This is a genomic window from Ferrimonas futtsuensis DSM 18154 (genome assembly GCF_000422645.1).
Lineage (GTDB): Bacteria > Pseudomonadota > Gammaproteobacteria > Enterobacterales > Shewanellaceae > Ferrimonas > Ferrimonas futtsuensis.
In genome coordinates this window covers 46,745-69,410 of record NZ_AUGL01000010.1, presented here as the reverse complement: position 1 = coordinate 69,410, position 22,666 = coordinate 46,745, and the positions used below count along the sequence as shown (strand labels likewise).

The following is a 22,666-nucleotide window of genomic DNA, read 5'->3' as shown; positions in this document are numbered from 1 at the left end:
ACCCTGGACGCGGCATCACAAGGATTATTGGATAATGAGCGAGCAGCAGTCTCTGTCCCAACTGTTTAACCGGGACGAGTTCCTTCCCCGTCATATTGGCCCCACCCTGGCTCAGCGTCAGCAGATGCTGGAGTTTGTCGGCGCGACCTCTCTGGAGGATCTCACCGGCCAGATTGTGCCGGAGGGGATTCGCCTTCAGGGCCCTCTGGGCATCGGCGATCCACAGCGCGAAGTGGATGCCTTGGGAACACTGCGCGGCTTTGCCGAGCAAAACCAGGTGTTTACCTCCTATATCGGCATGGGTTACTACAACACCCATGTGCCCCACGTGATTCAGCGCAACGTGCTGGAAAATCCGGGCTGGTACACCGCCTACACCCCCTATCAACCGGAGATCGCCCAGGGCCGCCTGGAAGCGATCCTCAACTTCCAGCAACTGACCATGGACCTGACCGGTCTGGATCTGGCGTCCGCCTCGCTGCTGGATGAGGGCACCGCCGCCGCCGAGGCGATGGCCCTGGCCAAGCGGGTGTCCAAGAACAAGAAATCCAACCTGTTCTACATCGCCGACAACCTGTTCCCTCAGACCATCGATGTGGTGGTGACCCGGGCCAAGCACCTGAACATCGAGGTGCAGGTGGGCCCTGCCGAGGAAGCGGCGGATCACGACATCTTCGGTGTGTTGCTGCAATACCCTGATCGCAGCGGTCAGGTGACCGATTTCTCTCCCATCGCCGAGGCGGTGAAGGCTAAGAAGGGCATTGTCTGTGTCGCCTCCGACCTGCTGGCCCTGGTGAAACTGACCGCCCCCGCCGAGCTGGGTGCCGATGTAGTATTGGGCAGTGCCCAGCGCTTCGGTGTGCCCATGGGTTACGGTGGTCCCCACGCCGCCTTCTTCGCCACCCGCGACGCCTACAAGCGCTCGATGCCGGGTCGCATCATCGGTGTGTCCAAGGACACCCGTGGCAAACCCGCCCTGCGGATGGCGATGCAGACCCGTGAGCAGCACATCCGCCGTGAGAAGGCCAACTCCAACATCTGTACCGCCCAGGTGCTGCTGGCCAACATGGCCTCCTTCTACGCCGTCTACCATGGCCCAGAAGGGCTCAAGCGCATCGCCGAGCGCACCCACCGCCTGACCACCATCCTGGCGGCGGCGCTCAAGGACGCTGACATCTCCCTGGTCAACGACAGCTGGTTTGACACCCTCACCTTCGAAGTGAGCGATGTCGATGCGGTACTGGCCCGGGCCAAGGTCGCCCGCCTGAACCTGCGGCGGGATGGCGGCAACCGTCTGGGGGTCAGCCTGGATGAGACCACCACCGCCGAGGCGCTCAAGACCCTGTTTGCGGTGATCGTCGACAAGGGCGAGCTGGATCTGGACGCCCTGGATGCGGCCAGCGCCAGTCCTCTGACCGACGCCCTGGTGCGCAGCGATGCCATCCTCAAGCATGAGGTGTTCAACGCCTACCACAGCGAAACCGAGATGCTGCGCTACATCCGCCGCCTGGAAGGCAAGGATCTGGCCCTGAACCACTCGATGATCTCTCTGGGTTCCTGCACCATGAAGCTCAACGCCACCGCCGAGATGATGCCGGTGAGCTGGCCCGAGTTCGCCAATATGCACCCCTTCTGCCCCCAGGAGCAGGCTCAGGGCTATCGGCAGATGGTGGACACCCTGGCCGACTGGCTGGTGAAGGTGACCGGCTATGACGCCATGAGCATGCAGCCCAACTCCGGCGCCTCCGGCGAGTACGCCGGCCTGCTGGCGATCAAGGAGTACCAGGAGTCCATCGGTGAAGGCCATCGTGACATCTGCCTGATCCCAAGCTCCGCCCACGGCACCAACCCGGCGTCCGCCATGCTGGCCAGCCTCAAGGTGGTGGTGACCGCCTGTGACGCCAACGGCAACGTGGATCTGGATGATCTGCGCGCCAAAGCTAAGGAGCACGCCGATCGTCTGTGCTGCGGCATGATCACCTACCCCTCCACCCATGGGGTGTACGAGGAGACGGTGCGTGAGATCTGCGACATCATCCACCAGGCCGGCGGTCAGGTGTACATGGACGGCGCCAACATGAACGCCCAGGTTGGGGTGACCACCCCGGGCTCCATCGGCTCCGACGTGTCCCACCTGAACCTGCACAAGACCTTCGCCATCCCTCACGGCGGCGGTGGTCCCGGCATGGGCCCCATCGGCGTCAAGGCGCACCTGGCGCCCTTCGTCGCCGGTCACTCCGTGGTGAAGACCGGTGCCGAGTCCCAGCACAATGGGGCGGTCTCCAGCGCCCAGTACGGCTCTGCCAGCATCCTGCCCATCAGCTGGATGTACATCGCCATGCTCGGCGACCGCGGCCTGGCCGAGTCCACCCAGGTGGCCATGCTCTCCGCCAACTACCTGGCCAAGAAGCTGGGCGAGCATTATCCGGTGCTCTACACCGGCCGTAACGACCGGGTGGCCCACGAGTGCATCATCGATCTGCGTCCCCTGAAGGAGGCCAGTGGCGTCACCGAGATGGATGTGGCCAAGCGCCTGATGGACTACGGCTTCCACGCCCCCACCATGAGCTTCCCGGTAGCGGGCACCCTGATGGTGGAGCCCACCGAGTCCGAATCCCAGGTGGAGCTGGATCGCTTCGTCGAAGCCATGGTCAAGATCCGCAAGGAGATCGACAAGGTGCAGTCCGGTGAGTGGCCAGCGGACAACAACCCGCTGCGCAACGCCCCGCACACCCAGGCGGACATCATGGACGAGGCCTTCGGCGAGCGCCCCTACAGCCGTGAACTGGCGGCTTTCCCCACCCAGGCCACCCGTGAGGGCAAGTTCTGGCCCACGGTGAACCGCATCGACGACGTGTTCGGCGACCGCAACCTGTTCTGCGCCTGTGTGCCCATCGACGCCTATCAGGAGTAAGGGCTGCGAATAGCTGAAATGAACAGCGAGCCTCCGGGCTCGCTTTTTTGTTTGCCAGGCTGAACAGTCAGCCCGGTTCCCCAATCCTGCCGGGCCGAAACTTGGCAATGAAAATCCTGGCGTAGGGACGACCTTAATCAGCTAACTCGCCTATTCTTAAAGGGAATTGGGCTTAATGGGGTGAGCCGGACGCCATGGGAAACTGGCTGGAGTTTGTCGCCGGGCTGGGGATCTTCCTTTATGCCATGCAGCGGCTGGAAGGCGCACTGGGCACCCTGGGGGAGGATACCTTTCGCCGGGTACTTCTTCGTGCCACAGGTTCCAATGCCGGCTCTGTGGCCAGCGGCACTATGGCCACCGCTGTCCTGCAGAGCAGCTCCATGGTGGGGTTGATGGTGCTGGCCCTGGTGGGCAGCGGCATGCTGCCCCTGTCCAACGCCATCGGCATGATCATTGGTGCCAACCTGGGGACCACAGTCACCGGTTGGCTGGTGACCCTACTGGGGTTCAAGCTGTCGCTGTCCCCCATAGTGTTGCCATTTATGGGGGTGGGTGGCCTAGTCTACATCTGGGGTGAGGAGCACAGCCGTCGCCGGGCCGTTGGCCTGACCCTCTTTGCCATAGGGCTGCTGATCTTTGGCCTGGATACCATGAAAGAGAGCGTTGCTGGCCTGAAGGAGGGGTTCAGGCCGGAGGCCTATGCTCACCTGGGCAACTTCTCCTATCTTTTGGTGGGTCTGGTGTTTACGGCCATCATCCAGTCCAGCTCTGCTTCCATGCTGATTACCCTCAACGCGCTCAGCGCCGGCCTGGTGGATCTGCCGGCGGCGGCGGCGATCATCATCGGCGCCGATCTGGGCACCACCATCACCATAGTGGTTGGCGGTCTGAAGGGCAGTGACAACAAGCGAAGGGTGGCGGGTGCCCACGTATTGTTTAATCTGGGGACCTCTATCCTGGCCTACCCCCTGATCACCCCTGTATTTGGCCATCTCTATCCCTGGTTGAATTTTACCGATCCCCTGTATGGGCTGGTGGTGTTCCACAGTCTGTTCAACCTGATTGGGGTGGTGCTGGTGTTCCCCATGATGGGCGGCCTGGCCAGACTACTTAAACGCATGTTCCATACGCCGTCACCCGCCATGGACAGGTTGATGATGGACATTCCACCGGATCAGGTGCCCATCGCCACTCTGGCCATCGACCGGGCCCTGCGCGAATGCTGTCAGCTGGCACTCCTGGTGAACAATCGGGTATTGAAACTGCCCATGCCGTCGGTGATTGGTGGAGCAGAGGACACCCCGGCGAGGGCCAGTTACCCGGAGGAGTACCGGGCACTGAGGGATAGAGAGGGGCAATTGAGTGCCTTTATTCTGGAGGTTCTGGCTCATGCTCAGGAGCGAGAAAAACCAGCCTTGCTAAGGGCGTTGAAACTGCTGCGTCACCTGGGCTATGCCACCAAGGCGGTCAAGGACATACGAGAAGATCTTCGCCATGCATCGGTGGCAGACCGCGAGCTGATGCGCCTCAAGCGAGAGCGCACCCAGCTGGAACAGCCCAGGCTGGAGCAGATAACTGGCTGGCTGGCAGAGCCCCATCGGGTTGTTGATACCGAGGCTTTGCATCAACTTCAGCGCCAGGCCCGCAAGGACCACCTGGAGTTTATCGACCGCATCTATGGCTGGATCCGTGAGGAGGCGATCCAGGGGGAGACCTTCATCGTTCTCACCAATCTGAGCAAGCATCTGCAGGATATGCAGAAGCAGTGGGTGGGTTGCCTGCAGCTACTGCGTCCCCCGCCCGAGCAGAGGTAACTGATGTCATTACATTTGATTACATTGCGGGATTTCCGAATGCTGCATAATGTCTGGCCTTATCCGCAATTGGGCTTTGCCACAGAGGCGGATGGGAGGGGCGTGAACTCACGACAACCCACGTCTCTGCAAATTCATCAATTTTGGCGCCTGATGGGAGCCGGTTGCTGAATTTTCCAATCAGTTTTTAAAGGCCGTTCCCGCCAATCCCGACAGCGTCCGGTGGGTCCGGTCATTTTTTTGCCTGTGAACGCCGTCTGAGCCCCCCAACTCTATCCGCGACAAAGCCGCATCTTTGCCCCAATCTCCAGTATGATGCCGTCAGAAGAATGGACTTCGCCTGCTTTCTCCGGGGATGGCTTCACTATGAATAAACAGATCAAATACGACGCCTATCAGATGATCATCTTCGATGCGGTGGCATCGGTCGGGAGCTTCACCCGCGCCGCCGAGCGGCTGGAGGTCTCCATCTCCCATGTCAGCAAACAGGTCAAGGATCTGGAGCAGAGGCTGGGGGTTAAGCTGATTAAGGTGAACTCCCGCAATCTGACCCTGACCCGGGAGGGGATGATGTACGCCGAGTCCTGCCGGCAGGTGGTGAACATGATGAAGCAGGCCTCGGATCAGGTGATGGATTGTCGCGACCAGGTCAGCGGCCAGGTGCGCGTGGCCATGTCTCACTCGTTGGGATCCCGCTACATCCAGTCCATCGCCGAGCGTCTGCAGCGGGACTATCCGGGGCTGGCCCTGGAGGTCACCCTGGGGGATTGCCGGGTAGACATGCTGGAAGATGACGTCGACCTGTGGTTTACCACCAGCAATGAGATCACGCCGGGGTACATCGCCCAGAGACTGTGTGATATCCGCTTCCTGTTGCTGGCGTCTGAAACCTACCTGGCCAGCCGCGACGCACCGCAGCATCCGAGGGATCTTCAGCAGCATAACTGCATCATCTACCAGAGTAAGACCCGGGATTATCATCGCTGGTCTTTCAGCCGGCAGGGTGAACACCAGGAGGTGGAGGTCAGCGGCAACTTCGTCATCGACAGTGCCGAGGCGATATTGGATGCCGTGGTGGCGGGGATGGGCATTGGCTATATCGCCGACTACCTGGTGCCGAACCAGCCGGGGGCAGACAAGTTGGTCAATCTGCTTGAGCCCTGGCAAACCGACCTGAGGATGCCCGTGTACGCCGTCTACCCATCTCGTGCCGCCCTGCCCAATCGCCTGAAAGCGGTGATAGAGGTGGTCAGGGCCCACCTTAACGCCTCCCCGGACTGATCCCCCGTCGCCTGCAACAGTCAATGCGGAGCGGTTCAGAAAAGCAGCTTTTCCCGCTGGATCTGTTTGAGCTTCCCTCCCACGGATACCATGAGTCTGACTTCGGACCCAGAGTCGGCATCGGCCGAAATTCAAAGGGTTTATTCAATATTTATAATGCGTTAAGTGAGCGTGAGGTGAGGCATGACTGTTGTAAATAAGGACCAGAGTACTCAGGGGATCCGCCAATACCACATCGGTATGGTGGAGGGGGAGGTGGCGGAGTATGTGCTGCTGCCGGGAGACCCCTTCCGCACGGACATCATCGCCAACTATCTCGAGGACGCCAAGCTGGTGGCTCACAAGCGTGAGCACAAGACCTACACCGGCTTCTACAAAGGGGTGCGGGTGTCGGTGACCTCCACCGGTATGGGTTGTCCCTCTACCGCCATCGCCGCCGAGGAGCTGGCCAACATTGGTGCCAAGGTGTTTATCCGCCTGGGCAGTTGCGCCGCCCTGCAGGACGAGATCAACATCGGCGATCTGGTGGTGACCACCGGGGCGATGAAAAATGAGGGCACCTCCAAGTTCTACGTGCCCGATAACTTCCCCGCCATTGCCGATCTGGAGGTGACTGCCGGACTGATTGAGGTGGCCAAGGAGTACTGTGCCGACATCAAGCCCGAGGTTCACTGGGGGATCACTTCGACCGATGATTCCTTCTATGGCGAGAGCCCCGAGTGGATTCAGAAGCTCATCGACCTGGGTCTGAAGAACATCGAGATGGAAGCCTCGGCCCTGTTTACCGTGTGCCATCGCCGTGGCTTGCGCGGTGCGACCATCTGCGCTGTGGCCGCCAACCACAAGCGGGCGGAGAATTTCTGGGGCAAAAGGAACATCCCACTGGAAGAGGGGATTGAGCTGGAAACCCAGGTGGCCCTGGAAACCATCTATCGCCTGCACCAGTCTGGCCTAACCCTGTAACGACGGGCGGGAGGTCAAGCTCCCGCTTTTCCGCTCTCTGATGGAGGATGTGACCATGAATGCAGAGCTGTTTGGCTATTTGGGGTCGGCACTGATCACCGTCTCTCTGCTGTCGGCAAATGTCTATTTTTTGAGAACCTTCAACTCCCTGGGCTGCCTGATCATGGCCGGGTATGGGGTGGCCATCGAAGCCTATCCGGTCACCTTGATGAACGTCATCTGTGTACTCATCAACCTGGCTCAGATGGCCAAGGCCCGACGGACGTCTCGCCGCCAGGCGGCTTGAGCCAGAGTTGTGGGGTCAGCCCCGGCCGTGGGGGCGGCCGAGATCCAGTTGCGGCCCCTCTGGCACCACCTGGGTGGGGTTGATCATGGTGTGGCTGAAGTAGTAATGACGTTTGATGTGGTACAGGTCCACGGTGTCGGCAATCCCCGGTTGTTGATAGAGCTCCCTGAGGTAGCAGGACAGATTGGGGTAGTCGGCGATCCGTTGCTTGTTGCACTTGAAGTGCCCTACATAGACCGCATCAAAGCGCACCAGGGTGGTAAACAATCGCCAGTCCGCTTCTGTGAGGGCATCGCCGGCCAGGTAACGGTGGTCAGCCAATCGGCTGTCCAACTGGTCCAGGGCGTCAAACAGTGAGGCGTAGGCCTCGCGGTAGGCTTCCTGGCTGGTGGCAAAGCCTGCCCGGTAGACCCCGTTGTTGATGTTGGGATAGATGAAGTCGTTCAGCTCATCGATGACCGGCCGCAGCGCTTGCGGGTAGAGATCCAGGGTGTTGCCGCTAATGGCGTCAAACTCCGAATTCAACATGCGGATGATCTCTGACGATTCGTTGCTGACGATACGGTTTTGCTGCTTGTCCCACAGCACCGGCACAGTTACCCGGCCCGAATAGCTGGGGTTGTGCCTGGTGTAAACCTGATGCATATGGTCGAAGCCAAACAGGTGATCGCCACTGCTGCCTGTGTTGGTGTCGAAGGTCCAGCCCTGCTCCAGCATGTCTGGGCTGACCACGGAGACACTGATGTGCTCCTCCAGTCCTTTGAGCTTGCGGTAGACAAGGGTGCGGTGAGCCCAGGGACAGGCCAGGGAGACATAGAGGTGGTAGCGGCCGGACTCGGCCTTAAACCCTCCCTCACCACTGGGGCCCGGTGAGCCGTCGGCGGTGATCCAGTTTCTCAGCTGGGCTTCCTCCCGTTGGAACTTGCCCTTGGTGTCCTCGGTTTCGTACCACACATCCTGCCATACGCCATCCACTAGTCGTCCCATGTTAGCCTCCCAAGGTGCCAAATTTGCCTGATTGATAGTCCTGTACTGCCTGGCGGATCTCGGCTTCGGTATTCATCACGAAGGGGCCCATGTGGACTACCTCCTCGTTGATGCGGTTGCCAGAGAAGATCAGGGCTGCGCCTCCCTGTTCGCTTCCGAGTTCCAGTGGGGCGCCGGGATCGGCCAGCAGCAGGTGACCCGCTCCGTAGCCATTGATGCGACCACTATGAATATAGATAAACAGCTGCTCATGGTGGCTCCGGTCCAGCGTGGTGTTGCCTCCTGGGGAGAGTCGCAGATCCGCCACCGCAGCCTGTCCTGCCAGCTCCTCAATGGGAGAGCTGGCCCTCTGTCCGTCCATCTGCCACTCGCCTGCCAGGGCGCGCAGCAGGGCGCCGCTGTTGCCCTCAATCTCTGGAATTCCCTGGGCGACCGAATCCTGGTAACGGGCGGGGCGCAGTTTATCTTTGGCGGGCATGTTCACCCAGATCTGGAAGCCGTGCATGCCACCGGCTCCGGCCACGGGCATTTCCGAGTGCACCACACCAAACCCGGTACTCATCCACTGTACCTGGCCTGGGCCAATCACTTTGCGGTTGCCCATCTGGTCCCTGTGCTCAAAGCCGCCGTCGATGATGTAGGTAAAGGTCTCTATGCCCCGGTGCGGGTGGGGAGGGAACCCCCCGATATAGTCCGCTTCGTCATCGGACTTGAGCTCATCGATCATCAGGAAAGGGTCCAGCATCTGACCGCTGAAGTCAGCGACCCGGGAGATGTTGACGCCGTCCCCATCCTGGGTGGCAACGCTTCTGGCGAGATTGAGAATCTTCATGATCGCTCCTTAGGAATTTGGATAATCCAACCCTAGCAGGAGCCCGATGGCGCAACTATCGCAAAGATCTGGTCACAAGATTCTAAAAAACAGAATGGATGTCCATTGTGTTGGCGAATTTGTATCAGTTTGGGCCAGTTAGTCCGGCTCTGTCGGGCTATTCATTCGAATTTTACGAACTCCTAACCGAAAGCTGAACAGGGAGAGGCCCCCTCCATGCTGACAGGAAAGCCGGGGTGCAGTCGTAAGTGGCAGAAATAAACCATAAATGCTGAAAATGAATTTAACATTTGCTGCCGGCGCAATCTGCCATAACTCTCCGTTGTGTCAGATTCACTGTTTCATATGTTCTATCGCCGAGTGGTCAGTCAGAGGATTCTGGAGGTGTTGTTGCCCTTGGTCAGAGTAATCGTGAAACCCGCTGTGCTCTGGGTAAGTTGATATGGGTCACCAAATTTAAGTCATTGTTTCTCTTAACATGTCGTTGACCATTTGGATGGTTATCCCTTTGTTGGAGAAATGATGATGAAACTAACAACTAAAACTCCGCTGGCAGTGATGCTGGCCTCTGCGCTGATGATGAGCGGCTGCAGTGACGGTGACGACGGCAAGGATGGTGCGCCGGGCGAACCCGGTGCCCCGGGAACTCCCGGTGAGCCCGGTTTGCCCGCGGGTTCCTTTGTCGATACCGCCAATAGCCCTGCGGATCTGGTTTACACCATAGTCCCGACCGATGTGGTGATTGAACCTGGAAAACCCTTTGCGGTGAAGTTCACCGTGACCGGCAAGAACACCAAGGGTGACGACGTGCCCTTCGTCGGCCTGGATAAGATTGCGCTCTACCTGACCGAGCAGGTGGCCAATGAGTCCGATACCGGTGCTCCCTACCAGTGGATCAACCATGGTGTGGCCACCGAATTTGGCTCCTCCCTCTATTGCTCGCCCACCGGGGCGACCACGGATCGCCGAGGCAATGAGGTTCAGGCCTGTACTCTGACCGAAGATGAGGCCAATCCGGGCAGCTACGCCCTGACCTGGGAGCACGACGGCGAGGCCCCGCTGATCTGGGCTGATGCCGACATCAACAACCTGCACCGGCTGATGATCCGCTCCTACAACATTGTCGATGACCAGGGCGTGGGCCTGTCGGACAAGGTACTGACCCCGCCTATGGACTATGTGCCGGCGACCGGTGAGTTGGCTGAGTCGGAAAAAGACATCGTCAGCAGCAACGCCTGTATCCGTTGCCACGGTGAAAAGGAGGGATGGATAGAGAACATCCACGCCCACCACAACTACCAGCAGGTGGAGAACTGCGTCTCCTGCCACAACGTGCAGATCAACCTGCCCGACAGTGAAAACAGCCTGGCCGACGACAATGGCGACATCAAGGGTTTCAACCCCAACTTCGCCCCCATGGTCCACCGTCTGCACGCTGGCCACCACATCGAGGACGCCCTGCTGGGTGAAGCCAAGGAGATGTTTGGTGAGATCGGCTTCCCGGCGGACATGAGTGAATGTTCAGTCTGCCACGACAATGGCGCCGGCTGGGCGGTGAACATCTACGCCGATGCCTGTCAGGCCTGTCACATCGATGTGAACTTCGAGACCGGTGAAAACCACGCCGGCATCGTTCCTCAGGACGACAGTGTCTGCGCCGGTTGTCACGGTGCCGGCGCCCTGAGCCCCATGGAAGCCCACAACGTGGGCGGCCGCATCGCGTCCGAGTCTGCCTTCGAGATTGTCCTCTCCAGCATCGCCATCGATGATGCCAGCGGCGATCTGACCCTGGTGTTCGACACCACCGCCCGTCTGGGTGACGGGGTGACCCTGACCGATGCCATCCTGCGGGATGACATCATGTTTGGTGAGATCGAAGCGGACGGCATCTTCAACCAGTCCGGCACCATCAACCTGCTGGACGGTGTGGAGTCCAACGGCAGTTACACCGTGACTGTACCTGGCCGCACCGAACTGGTGGGCAACAGCGCCTACTTCGTGCCTGATTTTGCCATCTGCACCGACGGTGCCGATCTGATGGCCTGCGCCGACGTGGAGCTCAAGGTGTCCGCCACCATGGCACCCACCTACTGGAACTTCGCCAATGCCGACGGCAGTGATTATGTTGCGCCTCGCATCGAGAGGGACAACGTCTCCATCGACGAGGGCACCTGCAACAACTGTCACGACAATCTGACCTGGGTGAAACTGCCCCATGACCATGGCGCCAACCAGTTCACCACCTGCGTCAGCTGTCACAGTCCCAAGGCCGGCTTCACCGGCTCCTTCCACAGCCAGGTCAGCGCCATCGGCAAAGACGACGACGGCAACGATGTGGCAGTGGACGTGAAACCCGCCCAGTTCTACAACCGTGACCTGATGACCGTGGCCCACCGCTACCACAGCGGCGAATGGCACGTAACCGGTCCTCACGGGGTGTTCCGCCGGGTGGACGACAAGGGCATCGTCGGCGATCTCAACGGTTACCCCGATGTGCAGAGTGACTGTCACGCCTGTCACAAGGCAGATGTGAGCCTGTTCACCGCCAATGGCACCCTGGCCTCGGGCAAGGATTCCATCGCCATCACCAAGAACTTCGGCGCCACCTTTGGTTACATCTCGCCGGTCTCCGAGAGTTGCCGTAGCTGCCACGTTCACAATACCGATGCCGCCAAGGCTCACTTCATCGCCAACGGCGCGACTCTTACCGACGAGCCTGCTGCCACCGCCGCGGACGTGAGCATTGAGAGCTGCGGTGTGTGTCATGCCGAGGGTAAGACCTACGGTATCGATTCAGTGCACAGCGGTCCTGCGCACTAGCGTTTGCATTTCCCTGCAACGCACCAAGCCAAAGCGCCTTCGGGCGCTTTTTTTAGTGCAATGGAAGATTATGAATAATAAAGGAAAATAAAGTTCTTCTTACTGTTATGAGTGACTGTATTTCCGTGACCGAGCTCTGCAAAGGCCGCACAGGGATCGCCTATATTAGCCCTTTGGGATATCGGGGGATGCGATGAAGCGGCTCAATGATGTGAGTATCTTTTCGTTCCAGGTGTTTGTGCTTGTCTATGAGTCGCTGAACTCCATGACAGTGGCGCAGGCCCTGAATGTGCCTGCCTCGAAAGTCAGCCGAATCCTGAATCAGCTGCGTCACGCTCTGGATGATCCCCTGTTTCACCGAAAGCAGTATGGATTTGAGCCCAGCGAGATGGCAGTACGCATCTACCCAGAAATGAAGCGGGTACTGGAACTGGCCGAACAGGCCTGTTCACTGGACCTGGATGAGCACAGCCGGCTCAAGAGAGAGGTGTGCATTGCCGCCCCGTCCGGCCTCAGGGTTGGCCTCTCCCTTCACCTGAAGAAGCTGGCGGACCAGCACAACCAGAGCTGCATCTTCGTGGTCAAACCCACCAACTACTATGCAGAGCGGGATATTCGTCAGGGGGAGATCGATCTCAGCATCTCCAATGAGTCCTCGGTGGCAGAAGGCGTAAACAGTCAGTTCATTACCCAGTCCAACTCGGTGTTTGTGGTTGGCTGCCGGCATCACCCCATATGGCAGGTTGCCGAGGATAGGATGTTGGAAGAGATCATCCGTTTCCCTTTTGTGGTCAATGGCATTCCAGCATTCAATGATCGAATCGATCCCCTGGAGGTCTATGCCCGGGATCTGGGGCGTGAGCTCAGGATTGAGGCCAGGGTGTGCGACATTGCCGAACTGGCCAATCAGCTTCTGGACACTCAGTCTCTCTCCTTTGTCGGCGGCCTGCCGGCCGTGGCACTGCTGGAGCGGATAGAGGGGATCAAGGTGCAGCGCCTTCCTCCTGGCCAGATGGCCCTGCTTCATGGTCGCATGGGCGCGCCCAACTTCTTTCTGCTCAGCTCTTCACGTCAGCACAGTTATCCGGAGTGGCTGATTGAGGCCATTTTTGACTATGTTTCCGACTCCGTGGTGCTGGCAGATTGATTTGTCCATCACGGAACGAGAGTATTAACTCTAATTTTGGGGCGAATGTTTCTTATTATTGGGGGTAAGGACGGAGACCACCTTGAGGTGCCAGTTAATTAACTTAAATAATATGAACAACCTAGATTTAAGGCATCGCCTGAATCCGCAGGAACACCGTTTTATGTCGCGTTAGCGCTGCTAATGTGCGTCTTTAGATTTGTTCTCTTCCCTTCTCATTCGCGCCATTCATGCTACATTCGGCACTCTTAACATCGGTCTCGATCCGTGAGATTTTCGCATCTCTGTTTCATAAGGGCGCATCTTCGTTGTGGAGCTTCTTATCCGAAAGATGCAGGAATTGTCCGAGAACTTTCGTAAAAGATAATGAATATTAATAGCCTGTGGAAACGCTGCGTATCGATGATGTTCGCCTTCTGTTTGATGCCTCAGGTGTCAGCCTCGGAGCTGGAGTCGCCTCAGGGGCGGGTGCTGCTGACCGTCAGCGGCAAGATTGAGCGAACCAATGCCGCCGGGGAGGCTCGTCTCGACCGGCAGATGTTGTCTCGCCTGCCTCAAAGCAGCGTGACCACCCTGACTCCCTGGACCGAGCAGCCGCGCCGCTACGAAGGCGTGTTGCTGTCGGACCTGTTGCAGTATCTGCAGGTGTCGGGTCATCGGATTAAAGCCAGTGCCCTTAATGAATACTTCACCTATCTCGATTTGTCGGAGCTGGGGCGCTATCCACTGCTGCTGGCCACCCGTGTCGATGGCAAACAGATGCGGGTAAGGGATAAGGGGCCCATCTGGCTGATATTGCCTTTGTCTGAGTTTCCCGAGCTGGATGAGGTCAAATATCACGAAAAGATGATTTGGCAGCTGCGACATCTGGATGTGCTTGAATGAAGAGATTCAAGCTGCTGGTGCTCGCCGGGGTCGTGCTGCTGTTTGCCTTCAGTTCGGTGATAAGCAGTCAGCGTCACAGCCAGATGAGCAATCTGCTCTCCCACTCCATGAAGACGGTCAGCTGGTCAGCTGCGGAGCTGGAGATGGAGCTCATCAAGTTGCAGCATGCGTTTCGACGAGTTGCCCTGTCCGACCTGCCAGCCGATGAGGCCAGGTTGAGGTTTGAGATCTTATGGAGTCGGGTCCAGGTGCTGGCGGTGGGGGAGGAGGCTCGGGATTTCCGGAGTCACCCTGGCGTCGAGCCGCTGCTGCAGGATCTCGGGGCCTCCCTGGTCCATCTGGATTCTCAGGTCATGGCCCTCACCGACGGGGATCTCCGGGCTCTGGAGCTGATGAAACAGCTGCAACCCATGGAGGCACTGGTGCGCCAGCTCAATGTGCAGAGCTTCTCCGGAGACCGCGCCCTGTTTAACCTTAAAAGGGTGTTTGACCTTCAGTATGAGGCCAATATCTACCTGTTTGGGCTTCTGATCAGCGGTGCGGTGCTGGTGATCCTGGTGATTCGTGAGAGTCGCAACAATCGCCGCCAGGCGCTGCATGACAGTCTCACCAACCTGCCTAATCGGAATCTCTTTCAGAAGCGCCTTGAGCTGGCGATCTCCAAAGGACGGCGCAAACAGCAACGAGTCGCCGTCTATATGATGGACATGAACGGCTTTAAGGAGATCAACGACCAGCTGGGCCACGCCGCCGGCGATCAGCTTTTGCGGGAGGTGGCCGCACGGCTGAAGAACTCCATTGGCGAGGGAGAGCTGGTGGCCAGACTCGGCGGCGATGAATTTGGCATTCTTCAGCAGAATGTGGCGGGGTCGGATCAAGCCCTGGTGTTTGCCCGGCAACTGGCGGCTGAGGTCAATACTCCGGTGACCATCTTGGGGCAGCGTATCTCCCCCAGGCTCAGCATAGGCGTCAGCCTGTTTCCTGAAGACGCCCGCCAGCCAGATAAGCTACTCAACAACGCGGATACTGCCATGTACGCCGCTAAGAACGAGGAGATGTGTTGTCGTCTGTTCGAGCAGGAGATGGAGAACAGGGCGTTGCGAAAGCGGATCCTTGCCGATGATCTGGCGCGTGCCATTGCCCAGGATCAACTGCAACAGCTGTATCAGCCCATCGTCTCGATGAAGAGCCGCCGAGTGATTCTGGTGGAGGCGCTGCTGCGCTGGCGCCACCCCGTCTATGGGGACATTTCGCCTCTGGAGGTGGTCGCCATTGCCGAGCAGTCGGGATTGGCCGAGTCTCTGAACTGCTGGGTGATGACCCAAGCCTGCCGCCAGAACATGGCCTGGCGTGCCGAGGGGCTGAATCCGCCCCAGGTCTCGGTCAACATCTCGCCGATGATGTACAGTCGCTATGATCTGGTGGCCATGGTGGAGCGGGTGCTCGTTGAGACAGAGGTGCCGGCGGACCAACTGGTGATCGAGGTAACCGAAGACACCACCATGCAGGATATAGAGTCCTCGCCGCAGATTCTGTCCCGGCTGAGGAGCCTGGGGGTAGGGCTGGCGTTGGATGATTTTGGAACGGGTCACTCCTCTTTGAGTCACTTGAAGCAGCTGCCGTTCCAGAAGCTGAAGATAGACAAGACCTTTGTCAGAGAGCTGGAGAGCTCTCCCAGGGATGTTGAGTTGATCAAGGCCATCATTCACATGGCTCATGGACTCGGAATGCAGGTGGTCGCCGAGGGCATTGAGGAGTACAGCAGCTACCGTCAGCTGAGTCTGCAAGGGTGTGAATACGCCCAGGGGTATCTGCTGTACAGGCCACTGCCCAGCCATGAGATAGGCAAGGTGTTAAGCCGCAGCGCGCCGTCTGAACGGTTGCACGGGTAGTGAGAAAGGCGGAAATTCCCTACTCTGACTGGAAATGCGAGCAATTCTGACTTATACCGGAGTAAAGGCACTAGTTTTACGGCGACCGCTTCCGTTCGTGCCTTCCCATTTCACACGTTCGGCCAGTCAGGCGGTCGCCAACCCTCTTCCCCTTGGGCTAGAATGGCTCCCCCTGACTTGTGACTCACTTCCCCGATGACTCAACTGGATGAACGCTACCGGCTGCTTCGCGCCGCTGACCAAGCCCACTTTCACACCTGCTTCTACTGCGGCTGCATCGCCACAGAGCATGATTTTGCGCCGCCTCAGGCACATTGGGGCGCGTTTGAGCATCATCGTCAGGCGGCGGATAACCTGCAGATTCCGGCGTGTAAGGAGTGCGTCACCCTGTTAAAGAGCTGCACCATGGGATTGCTGCAGCAGCGTCGTGACGTGGTCCAGGCCAAACTGGCTGCCAAGTATAAGAAGGCGATCAACGTCTATCTGCGTTGGAGCGAGGAGGAGGTGGCGGAGCTGGATCGCTCACTGAAGCACAGTATCGCTGCAGGCCTGACCCTGGGAGAGGAGTCCCATCGCCGGTCGAATTATCCGGGTTTCAGCTACGAGGTGGATGGCAGCCGCGTGGCTGTGGAGCAGACGGCCAGTCAGCCTGTGGTGGTGTTTGGTCGACGTTTCGAGGGGATCAAGGCTGCCCTGGAGTACTCTGCCAAGGCATACGGCATCAGTCAGGGCAAGCTGGCACTGGGGCTGGAGCAGCACAATGACAATCTGGAAGCGGTGATCCTGTCCCTGCAACAACAGCAGCGCAAGCAGTTGGAGGAGCGTCAGATGAACCGCCTTTGTGGTGAGTTTGCCAAGGTCCACAATCAGTCCAGGCGCTATGTCGTTAATGCCGTTCGGCGGTATCTGGACAGGGACGACAGCTTGACCGTGGCCGAGGCGCTGGAGAAGCTCTACGATGAGAGGGTGCGTCACTTTAGCTGATCTTTTTCCACAGAGATTTAGTGTTTTATTTACCTTTCGACATATTGTCATCGTATGTAAGAGAATATATTTTTCCATCCTAGACCCATTATTCAATCTCCTATCTGATTTACTCTTGGCGCCAATACTCTTCTTGGCAATAAATCTGCCAAGTCATATATGAACTCATTTCTATTTTTAAGTTAATTCATTGTTTGTCGAAGGTGATCGAAGCCATCGAATTTGACCATGAATTAACTTCTGGTTGTTGACGGGTAAAAATGCAATCGAATGACAAAGTGAGCTTTGTCAGGGAGCTTTATTCTCTGGCCAATGATATTCATGGCGACCAGCGTGCTGTGCGCCGCCTGCTTCGGACTACTTCATTCATGACCTGGGGCTTCATGCACGCCAAAGGGATACGGCGGTTGTCGTCGGTATTGAAGTGCGAGACTCTGAATCCGGTGATTCGCCTTAACCCAAAGGTGATTCAAAAGCCGTTTAAGCCATATGTGTGTCGCAGTTGGGGCAGAAAGAGAAGGATGGAGGAGGTGGCGAGCCATTTTCAGCTTCTTTCTCAACTTTTTCCAAATACCATTGATCAAGTTTACACCTATAAGAAAGTAAAGCTCCTACAGATCAATGATGAGGAGGGGAATATATATCACCTCTATATTGAGCAGGGGCACAATAAAGAGGGGAGTCTGGGGATTGCATTAAGGGATGCCAATGATGTGGGGGTGTTTTCCTCCACATTCAGCCTCTCCTCAAGAGAGAATGGCAGTCTATATGTGGGGGCGGTTCAGGGACCATCGAGTAAGGTTGAAGGTCGGGAGAGGGTGATCCGCTCCCTGACCAAGGCGATGCATGGCCTTCGTCCAAAAGCGCTGATCGTCGAGTTGCTGCTGATGCTGGCACGGGAGTTTCAGCTTGCCAGGGTCTACGGGGTATCGAACCGGGGCCACATCTATCAGAGCCTGAGGTACCTGGGCCGCAGGAAGCGGGGCAAAGTGAGCTTCGATTATGACACCCTTTGGCTGGAGCACGGCGCCGAGCCTGTGGACCCCTATCTGTATGCCCTGCCGCTAACCCTGGTTCGCAAGGAGGTGGCGGAGCTCAAGCGCAGCAAGCGCAGGCTCTACACCAAGCGCTATCAATGGCTGGATGAGCTTGAAACCGAGTTTCGCAGCAACCTGAAGGCATTGATGGTGTATTGATGGGAAAAGAGGAGGCGTGAGCCTCCTCTTCGGTGTCTATTGGCTACTGAGAACAAACGTCAGCCCGCCACAGATGGCGGCCACCTGAGCCTCATTACACTCCTGTGGGCTGGCTGTGGGGCTGTCCGGATAGACTTCGGTGGTGGTGACATAGCGGGCATCGCTGAGGCCGGCGCACAGTCCCAGTTTTTTGGTGGGGTAGTTGATCACGCCCTCCTGCTCCAGCGGCGCGCCGATGATGTTGCCCTGGTCGTCCGCAGGAGCAATATGGGTCACCCGTCGCACCGCCTCGATCATCGCCTTCTGAAACTCGGGCTGAGGCTGGTCACTGTCTCCCACCAGATAGAAGCCATCCGGAATGATGCCGGGTTCAAACGATTTTCCGTCGCGGGCGGCGAGGGCGGGGCGGAACTCCTCCTCATCGCTGTCGGTGGTCTCATGCAGGTCGAAGTGCACCAGGGGTGCGCTGCCGATGGTGCTGACCAGTGCCATCAGGGCGGCGGCTTCCTCGGAGGGGCTGTCCGGGTAGAAGGAGCGGTTGGGGTCGAGCGCCTGTGGGTTCCAGCGGTTGATCACCTCATAGCCCCAGGGGCTGACGCAGGGGGCAATCAGGAAATTCACGGCCCCTTCGAACCTGGCGGCCTGTGTTTCTGCAAAGGAGAGGGCGCCGTGAACCCCTGAAGTTTCGTAGCCATGGACTCCGCCAGTGATCAGCACCACAGGCTTGCTGTCATCCCAGTTGAGGGATTTCAGGGCAAACAGGGGGTAGCGCCTCGGGTCATAGCTGAGGGCGCCATACTGCACCAGCTCGAACTTCTCTTTCAGGGGAGTGATCTTGCTGACCACCTCCTCCTGATAGCTGCGTTTGCGGCCGATGCGTGCCAGCCACTGCGCTTTATGGGCCTGGGTCCAGGGCTGACCTGGAGTGCCTACTGGGTAGAAACGGGTAAGACTCATGTTGCTCCCTGTCTCGGGTTCCTTGGGAGGCACCAGTATAGAGACAGAGAGGCAACCGGGGTAGTCCACCCTTATACGGGGCCGTTGTTGATGGCGGTCAGAGGCGCGTTCACGGAGAACAGTTTGCCGTTTACCGGGCCAATGCCCCATTGCTTCAACCTGGCGGTATGCATCTCAAGATAGGCTCGGGCACTGGTTTCATCCTCAAACAGATAGATGCCACCGGCTTCGCCGCTTTCGGGGTTTTCGGTCCAGATTTTCCACACCACTCCCGGCTCCTGGTTGATCGATTCTGCCAGCTCTTTCATCTGGTCGCTCAGGGCCTGCCCCATGGGGCCCTGATAGGGGAAGTCGACTTGCAACATGGTTTTCATAAGGGTTCTCCTCTTGGTGAGGCTTCATATTATTGGTCTAAAAATTCATGTTAAAGTACAAAATATAACGTTTATGTGTAGATGAAATAGACCATGAAGTTAAAAACAACCCTGGAGCAGTGGCTGACCCTGATTGAGGTGGACAGGGCAGGCAGCATACAAGGGGCTGCTCAGGCACTGAATAAAAGCCACACCACCCTGATCTACGCCCTGCGCAAGCTGGAGCAGCAGTTGGGCATCGAACTGATTCGCATCGAGCAACGGCGCACGGTGTTGACCGAGCAGGCCAGGTCCCTGTTGAGGCGGGCTGCTCCCATGGTGGAGCAGGCCAGGACGCTGGAGGTGGTCAGCAGTCAGATGGCTCTGGGTGTGGAGCCTGAAATCACCCTGACGGTGGATCATCTTTGCTGTCGCGAATGGTTGATGGGTCCGTTATCGCGGTTTTTCGATGAATTTAAAGGAACCTCGGTGCAGATACGTGAAACTTCCCTGTCTGCAACCGAACGGGCGGTGACTCAGCGTCAGGCGGATGTGTCCATCATCACCCTGCCCATAGAGAATCACCTGAGCGACCCGTTTTCAGTGGTGACCATGGTGCCTGTGGTGGCCCACAGCCACCCCCTGGCGCGACTGGCGTCGGTGACGGTGGAGGAGCTGATTGCCCATACCCAGATCGTGGTTCGGGATTTGGGGCAGACCGAGCCGAGTGAGCAACAGGATGTGGGCTGGTTGCGCTCGCAGCTCAGGGTGACGGTGGACAATTTTGATCATGCCTGGGACGCGGTCAGGGCAGGAGTTGGATTCTGCAGAATGCCGGAACACAGGCTGACTTTGCGGGATGCCTCAGAAGTGGTACCCCTGACTCTGGAGGGAGGAGGCTGCTATCAGGTGCCCCTGCATCTGTGCCTGCCTAAAGGGGAGCAGACCGGGGTGGCGGCTCGAACTCTGCACACCCTGTTGCTGGAGGAGGCTCGGAAACGGACCCCTGGCGTAAGGAGTTCTGACGCTGAGCCATGAGTGAACCCTGTTGGTTCCCGTTAAGCTCATTTCATGATTTTTTATGGAATATGCGCGTTGTTTGCCGGCCATTATGGGAATTTCATGGCTTTTTTTGCTCTTGACCGTGGTCTCAGAGGCGGCGGGAACGGGTCGCCCTGTTTTCTGTGATGGTTCTGGGCCAGGCTGGGAGCCGTCAGCGAGAGCCTGTGTGACAGGCTCTCAGGTTCTCTGACTCACTACTGCTAACTGGCCTGGCCCAGTGCCTGACGGATATGCTGCTCAAGGATCTGCTGCAGCCAGAAGGGGGTGGTGACCCTGCCATCGCTGTCATGCCTGAGCCACAGATAGATGGTTTTCGGGGTCTTGTAGCTCACCAGCTCATCAAACTGCTCGGAGCTGAGCTGAATCGCCTTAAGGCCCTTAAATTCCCTGAAGAAATTGGCGCAGGAATCAAACTCCAGCACGGAAAGGGCGTCGGACTCCTGCAGTGAATGGGCAACGGCCCCCATGTCTGAGGCGATGGAGTCCAGCCTGAAGGGAACGCCCTTGCGGCGGCAGTAGAACTTCATCGGTGACTGGCTGTTGGGGTAGCAGCTGTTGCCATAGAGGATCTGCGGGTGACGGGCAATCTCCTCCAGCACCGGATTATGCCAGACCGGGTGGGTTTCCCTGGCCACCAGGAACACCTTCTTGGGGGAGGCGATCGCCTTGGAGATTACCCCATCGCGCTCTGCCGGCGTAAAGCTGAGAATCGCATCGGTTCTGTTGGCCGCCAGGTCATCCAGACTGGAGTCATTGAACATCCGCAGGTGGACACTGTGGGGATCGTCATGGGTCTCCGAAGCCCGCCGGACCTTCTGAATCAGGTTGATCGCCAGTTGAGGTGGTGTGGCGATGTGCAGGTTCTTGTGCTGATCCATCTCCTGAAAGTGGCTGATGGCCGCGACCGATTCAGACTCCCCCAGAAGCCGGCTGAGGATGGGGTAGAGACGACAGGAGAGCGGAGTGGGTTCGAACCCATGCTGACGACGGATAAACAGCGGGTCTGAGAATGATTGCCTCAGGGCATTCAGGCTTCGGCTGATCTTCGAGGGCGGCACGTCCAGGATGCTGGCGACGGCGATGGAGTTACCGTGCTGAAACACCAGGCAGAATACCCGGATGACGAAGAGGTTGATGTCTTTCAGTTTATCTATGTTGGTTGCTGGCACTCTGTTACTCCTCTTCGCCGACTTCAGGCAGGACCACCGTGCTGGTCACAAATTCACTGATGGCCGGCAGCAGCCACTCCGGCAGGTTCCGTCCTCGGGGGGGGCTCAGCAGGAAGTAGCTGGGAACCCCCATGCGCTGGTGCAGCAGATCAAACTGATCCTGGGGCAGACGCCGGACCTTGAGATCGGACATGCGACTCAGAAACTCGGCGGCGTATTTCTGGCCCACAAAGGTGAGGCTGGATGAGTTGTCCAGCTGATCCGCCAGTTCCGTCAGCCCGCTGACCTTGACCTCAACCTCCAGGCTGCGGTCGATGTCATTGGCGTATACCTCCAGAGGATCGATGCGATCATTGAAGGCAGGGCAATCGGCCACAATGAAGGGGTAGTCGATGATCTCCGTCAGCTGTGGCTGGGAAGCGCGCCGCCAAATGGGGTGGTCGTGACCGCCCGCCACATAGAGTCCGGTCCCCTTGGTGACAAATTCACTCTTCACCCCTTCAGAGTTGCTGGGCTCGAAGGAGATGGCCACATCCACGTTGCCATGCTGGATCTCGTTATCCACATGATGATTGATGGGTTTGACGATGAAGGTGAAGTGTTGGTCATGCCGCTGGGCATGTTCCTGAAGGCTCCGGGACAGCCTGACACACAGGCCGGTAGGGCAGGCGATGGTCAACTCCTGCTTCAGCCGGTTGTTGTCGTCCATGTCTACGGTGCACGCCTGCCCAGCCAGCTCCAGGATCTTCTTCATCTCAGGATAGATGCGCGTGGCCATCTCACTGGGCTCAAACCCGTATTGTTTGCGGTAAAACAGTGGGTCATCCAGAGCATGACGGAGGCTGTTGAGGCAGCGGCTGATCTTGGAGGCAGGCACATTCAGGGTTTGGGCAACACTGAGGGAGTTCAGTGACTCATAGACGAGCACAAACACCTGGAATGAGAAAATATTGATGTCTTTAAGTCTGTCCATCACCGGGCCCATATCGGTTTTGTGCAACTATACGGTATTGCAGATAGGGGTTTCCTGACGCAAATCACAGAACTGCGTTGAATTCTGTACTTTCTTTGTTGTTAAATCGGCCAAAACCTGCCATAAGTGACTGATTTTTTGATTCTTGCAA

Annotated in this window: 18 protein-coding genes; 12 read left to right on the top strand and 6 right to left on the bottom strand. The window is 58.0% G+C overall.

From position 1 onward, the window contains the following. Positions 1–34: 34 nt before the first annotated feature. The 5 genes from gcvP (at position 35) to G505_RS0108570 (ending at position 7,258) form a co-directional block, all read left to right on the top strand. Positions 35–2,914, top strand: coding sequence for an aminomethyl-transferring glycine dehydrogenase (gene gcvP, locus G505_RS0108590; protein WP_028109188.1), 2,880 nt, complete (start codon positions 35–37; stop codon positions 2,912–2,914). A gap of 194 nt (positions 2,915–3,108) precedes the next feature. Next, a complete protein-coding gene (locus G505_RS22420; RefSeq protein ID WP_051216010.1) occupies positions 3,109–4,728 on the top strand; it encodes a Na/Pi cotransporter family protein in 1,620 nt (539 codons plus the stop codon). 366 nt (positions 4,729–5,094) lie between these two features. Continuing rightward, on the top strand, positions 5,095–6,009 hold the full coding sequence (locus tag G505_RS0108580) for a LysR family transcriptional regulator (protein WP_028109187.1): 915 nt from the start codon (positions 5,095–5,097) through the stop codon (positions 6,007–6,009). A gap of 183 nt (positions 6,010–6,192) precedes the next feature. Then, complete coding sequence (locus G505_RS0108575; protein ID WP_028109186.1) at positions 6,193–6,972, top strand: nucleoside phosphorylase; 780 nt, start codon at positions 6,193–6,195, stop codon at positions 6,970–6,972. Positions 6,973–7,027: 55 nt separating this feature from the next. Beyond that, positions 7,028–7,258, top strand: a complete 231-nt coding sequence (locus G505_RS0108570) for a hypothetical protein (protein WP_028109185.1) — start codon at positions 7,028–7,030, stop codon at positions 7,256–7,258. A gap of 15 nt (positions 7,259–7,273) precedes the next feature. Here the strand turns inward: G505_RS0108570 and G505_RS0108565 are convergent, their stop codons facing one another. Together G505_RS0108565 and G505_RS0108560 are read right to left on the bottom strand one after the other, a co-directional pair. Beyond that, the gene (locus tag G505_RS0108565) at positions 7,274–8,245 is read right to left on the bottom strand and encodes a glutathione S-transferase family protein (RefSeq protein WP_028109184.1); all 972 of its coding nucleotides are present in this window, start codon (positions 8,243–8,245) and stop codon (positions 7,274–7,276) included. A 1-nt stretch (position 8,246) separates the two neighbouring features. After that, positions 8,247–9,077 (bottom strand): pirin family protein, encoded by an 831-nt coding sequence (locus tag G505_RS0108560; RefSeq protein WP_028109183.1) that lies wholly within the window; start codon positions 9,075–9,077, stop codon positions 8,247–8,249. 525 nt (positions 9,078–9,602) lie between these two features. Here G505_RS0108560 and G505_RS0108555 point away from each other — a divergent pair. The 6 genes from G505_RS0108555 to G505_RS21035 all read left to right on the top strand — a co-directional run bounded on the left by G505_RS0108555 (position 9,603) and on the right by G505_RS21035 (position 18,001). After that, positions 9,603–11,897 (top strand): OmcA/MtrC family decaheme c-type cytochrome, encoded by a 2,295-nt coding sequence (locus G505_RS0108555; RefSeq protein ID WP_084643927.1) that lies wholly within the window; start codon positions 9,603–9,605, stop codon positions 11,895–11,897. 193 nt (positions 11,898–12,090) lie between these two features. Further along, a complete protein-coding gene (locus tag G505_RS0108550; RefSeq protein ID WP_028109181.1) occupies positions 12,091–13,044 on the top strand; it encodes a LysR family transcriptional regulator in 954 nt (317 codons plus the stop codon). Between the two features lie 366 nt (positions 13,045–13,410). After that, a complete protein-coding gene (locus G505_RS0108545) occupies positions 13,411–13,929 on the top strand; it encodes a putative pterin-binding protein (protein ID WP_028109180.1) in 519 nt (172 codons plus the stop codon). Next, the gene (locus tag G505_RS21045) at positions 13,926–15,821 is read left to right on the top strand and encodes a putative bifunctional diguanylate cyclase/phosphodiesterase (RefSeq protein WP_051216007.1); all 1,896 of its coding nucleotides are present in this window, start codon (positions 13,926–13,928) and stop codon (positions 15,819–15,821) included. The genes G505_RS0108545 and G505_RS21045 overlap by 4 nt, the downstream gene beginning before the upstream one ends. Before the next feature lie 195 nt (positions 15,822–16,016). Beyond that, positions 16,017–16,805 carry a hypothetical protein gene (locus G505_RS22415; protein WP_051216006.1) on the top strand — a complete coding sequence of 263 codons (789 nt, stop codon included), beginning with the start codon at positions 16,017–16,019 and terminating at the stop codon, positions 16,803–16,805. A gap of 260 nt (positions 16,806–17,065) precedes the next feature. Then, complete coding sequence (locus G505_RS21035; RefSeq protein WP_051216005.1) at positions 17,066–18,001, top strand: VirK/YbjX family protein; 936 nt, start codon at positions 17,066–17,068, stop codon at positions 17,999–18,001. Between the two features lie 36 nt (positions 18,002–18,037). On the opposite strand, the gene G505_RS0108525 is transcribed toward G505_RS21035, so the two are convergent. Together G505_RS0108525 and G505_RS0108520 are read right to left on the bottom strand one after the other, a co-directional pair. Beyond that, positions 18,038–18,958: a M14 family metallopeptidase gene (locus G505_RS0108525; protein ID WP_028109179.1), complete on the bottom strand. Its 921-nt coding sequence runs from the start codon at positions 18,956–18,958 to the stop codon at positions 18,038–18,040. Positions 18,959–19,029: 71 nt separating this feature from the next. Then, positions 19,030–19,332 carry a monooxygenase gene (locus G505_RS0108520; RefSeq protein ID WP_028109178.1) on the bottom strand — a complete coding sequence of 101 codons (303 nt, stop codon included), beginning with the start codon at positions 19,330–19,332 and terminating at the stop codon, positions 19,030–19,032. A gap of 93 nt (positions 19,333–19,425) precedes the next feature. Between G505_RS0108520 and G505_RS0108515 the strand changes: the two genes are divergently transcribed. After that, on the top strand, positions 19,426–20,349 hold the full coding sequence (locus G505_RS0108515; RefSeq protein WP_028109177.1) for a LysR family transcriptional regulator: 924 nt from the start codon (positions 19,426–19,428) through the stop codon (positions 20,347–20,349). A 224-nt stretch (positions 20,350–20,573) separates the two neighbouring features. On the opposite strand, the gene G505_RS0108510 is transcribed toward G505_RS0108515, so the two are convergent. Then, on the bottom strand, positions 20,574–21,542 hold the full coding sequence (locus G505_RS0108510) for a LysR family transcriptional regulator (protein WP_028109176.1): 969 nt from the start codon (positions 21,540–21,542) through the stop codon (positions 20,574–20,576). A gap of 4 nt (positions 21,543–21,546) precedes the next feature. Further along, positions 21,547–22,515 (bottom strand): LysR family transcriptional regulator, encoded by a 969-nt coding sequence (locus G505_RS0108505; protein WP_169628205.1) that lies wholly within the window; start codon positions 22,513–22,515, stop codon positions 21,547–21,549. Between the last annotated feature and the right edge of the window lie 151 nt (positions 22,516–22,666).

Bases quoted from the DNA above. Each gene is read 5' to 3' on its own strand.
- G505_RS21045 (WP_051216007.1), top strand. From the start codon at position 13,926: ATGAAGAGATTCAAGCTGCTGGTGCTCGCCGGGGTCGTGCTGCTGTTT.
- G505_RS0108515 (WP_028109177.1), top strand. From the start codon at position 19,426: ATGAAGTTAAAAACAACCCTGGAGCAGTGGCTGACCCTGATTGAGGTG.
- G505_RS0108550 (WP_028109181.1), top strand. From the start codon at position 12,091: ATGAAGCGGCTCAATGATGTGAGTATCTTTTCGTTCCAGGTGTTTGTG.
- G505_RS0108580 (WP_028109187.1), top strand. From the start codon at position 5,095: ATGAATAAACAGATCAAATACGACGCCTATCAGATGATCATCTTCGAT.
- G505_RS22415 (WP_051216006.1), top strand. From the start codon at position 16,017: ATGACTCAACTGGATGAACGCTACCGGCTGCTTCGCGCCGCTGACCAA.
- G505_RS0108570 (WP_028109185.1), top strand. From the start codon at position 7,028: ATGAATGCAGAGCTGTTTGGCTATTTGGGGTCGGCACTGATCACCGTC.
- G505_RS0108520 (WP_028109178.1), bottom strand. From the start codon at position 19,332: ATGAAAACCATGTTGCAAGTCGACTTCCCCTATCAGGGCCCCATGGGG.
- G505_RS0108545 (WP_028109180.1), top strand. From the start codon at position 13,411: ATGAATATTAATAGCCTGTGGAAACGCTGCGTATCGATGATGTTCGCC.
- G505_RS21035 (WP_051216005.1), top strand. From the start codon at position 17,066: ATGCAATCGAATGACAAAGTGAGCTTTGTCAGGGAGCTTTATTCTCTG.
- G505_RS0108560 (WP_028109183.1), bottom strand. From the start codon at position 9,077: ATGAAGATTCTCAATCTCGCCAGAAGCGTTGCCACCCAGGATGGGGAC.
- G505_RS0108565 (WP_028109184.1), bottom strand. From the start codon at position 8,245: ATGGGACGACTAGTGGATGGCGTATGGCAGGATGTGTGGTACGAAACC.
- G505_RS0108555 (WP_084643927.1), top strand. From the start codon at position 9,603: ATGAAACTAACAACTAAAACTCCGCTGGCAGTGATGCTGGCCTCTGCG.
- G505_RS0108575 (WP_028109186.1), top strand. From the start codon at position 6,193: ATGACTGTTGTAAATAAGGACCAGAGTACTCAGGGGATCCGCCAATAC.
- G505_RS22420 (WP_051216010.1), top strand. From the start codon at position 3,109: ATGGGAAACTGGCTGGAGTTTGTCGCCGGGCTGGGGATCTTCCTTTAT.
- G505_RS0108525 (WP_028109179.1), bottom strand. From the start codon at position 18,958: ATGAGTCTTACCCGTTTCTACCCAGTAGGCACTCCAGGTCAGCCCTGG.
- G505_RS0108505 (WP_169628205.1), bottom strand. From the start codon at position 22,515: ATGGACAGACTTAAAGACATCAATATTTTCTCATTCCAGGTGTTTGTG.
- gcvP (WP_028109188.1), top strand. From the start codon at position 35: ATGAGCGAGCAGCAGTCTCTGTCCCAACTGTTTAACCGGGACGAGTTC.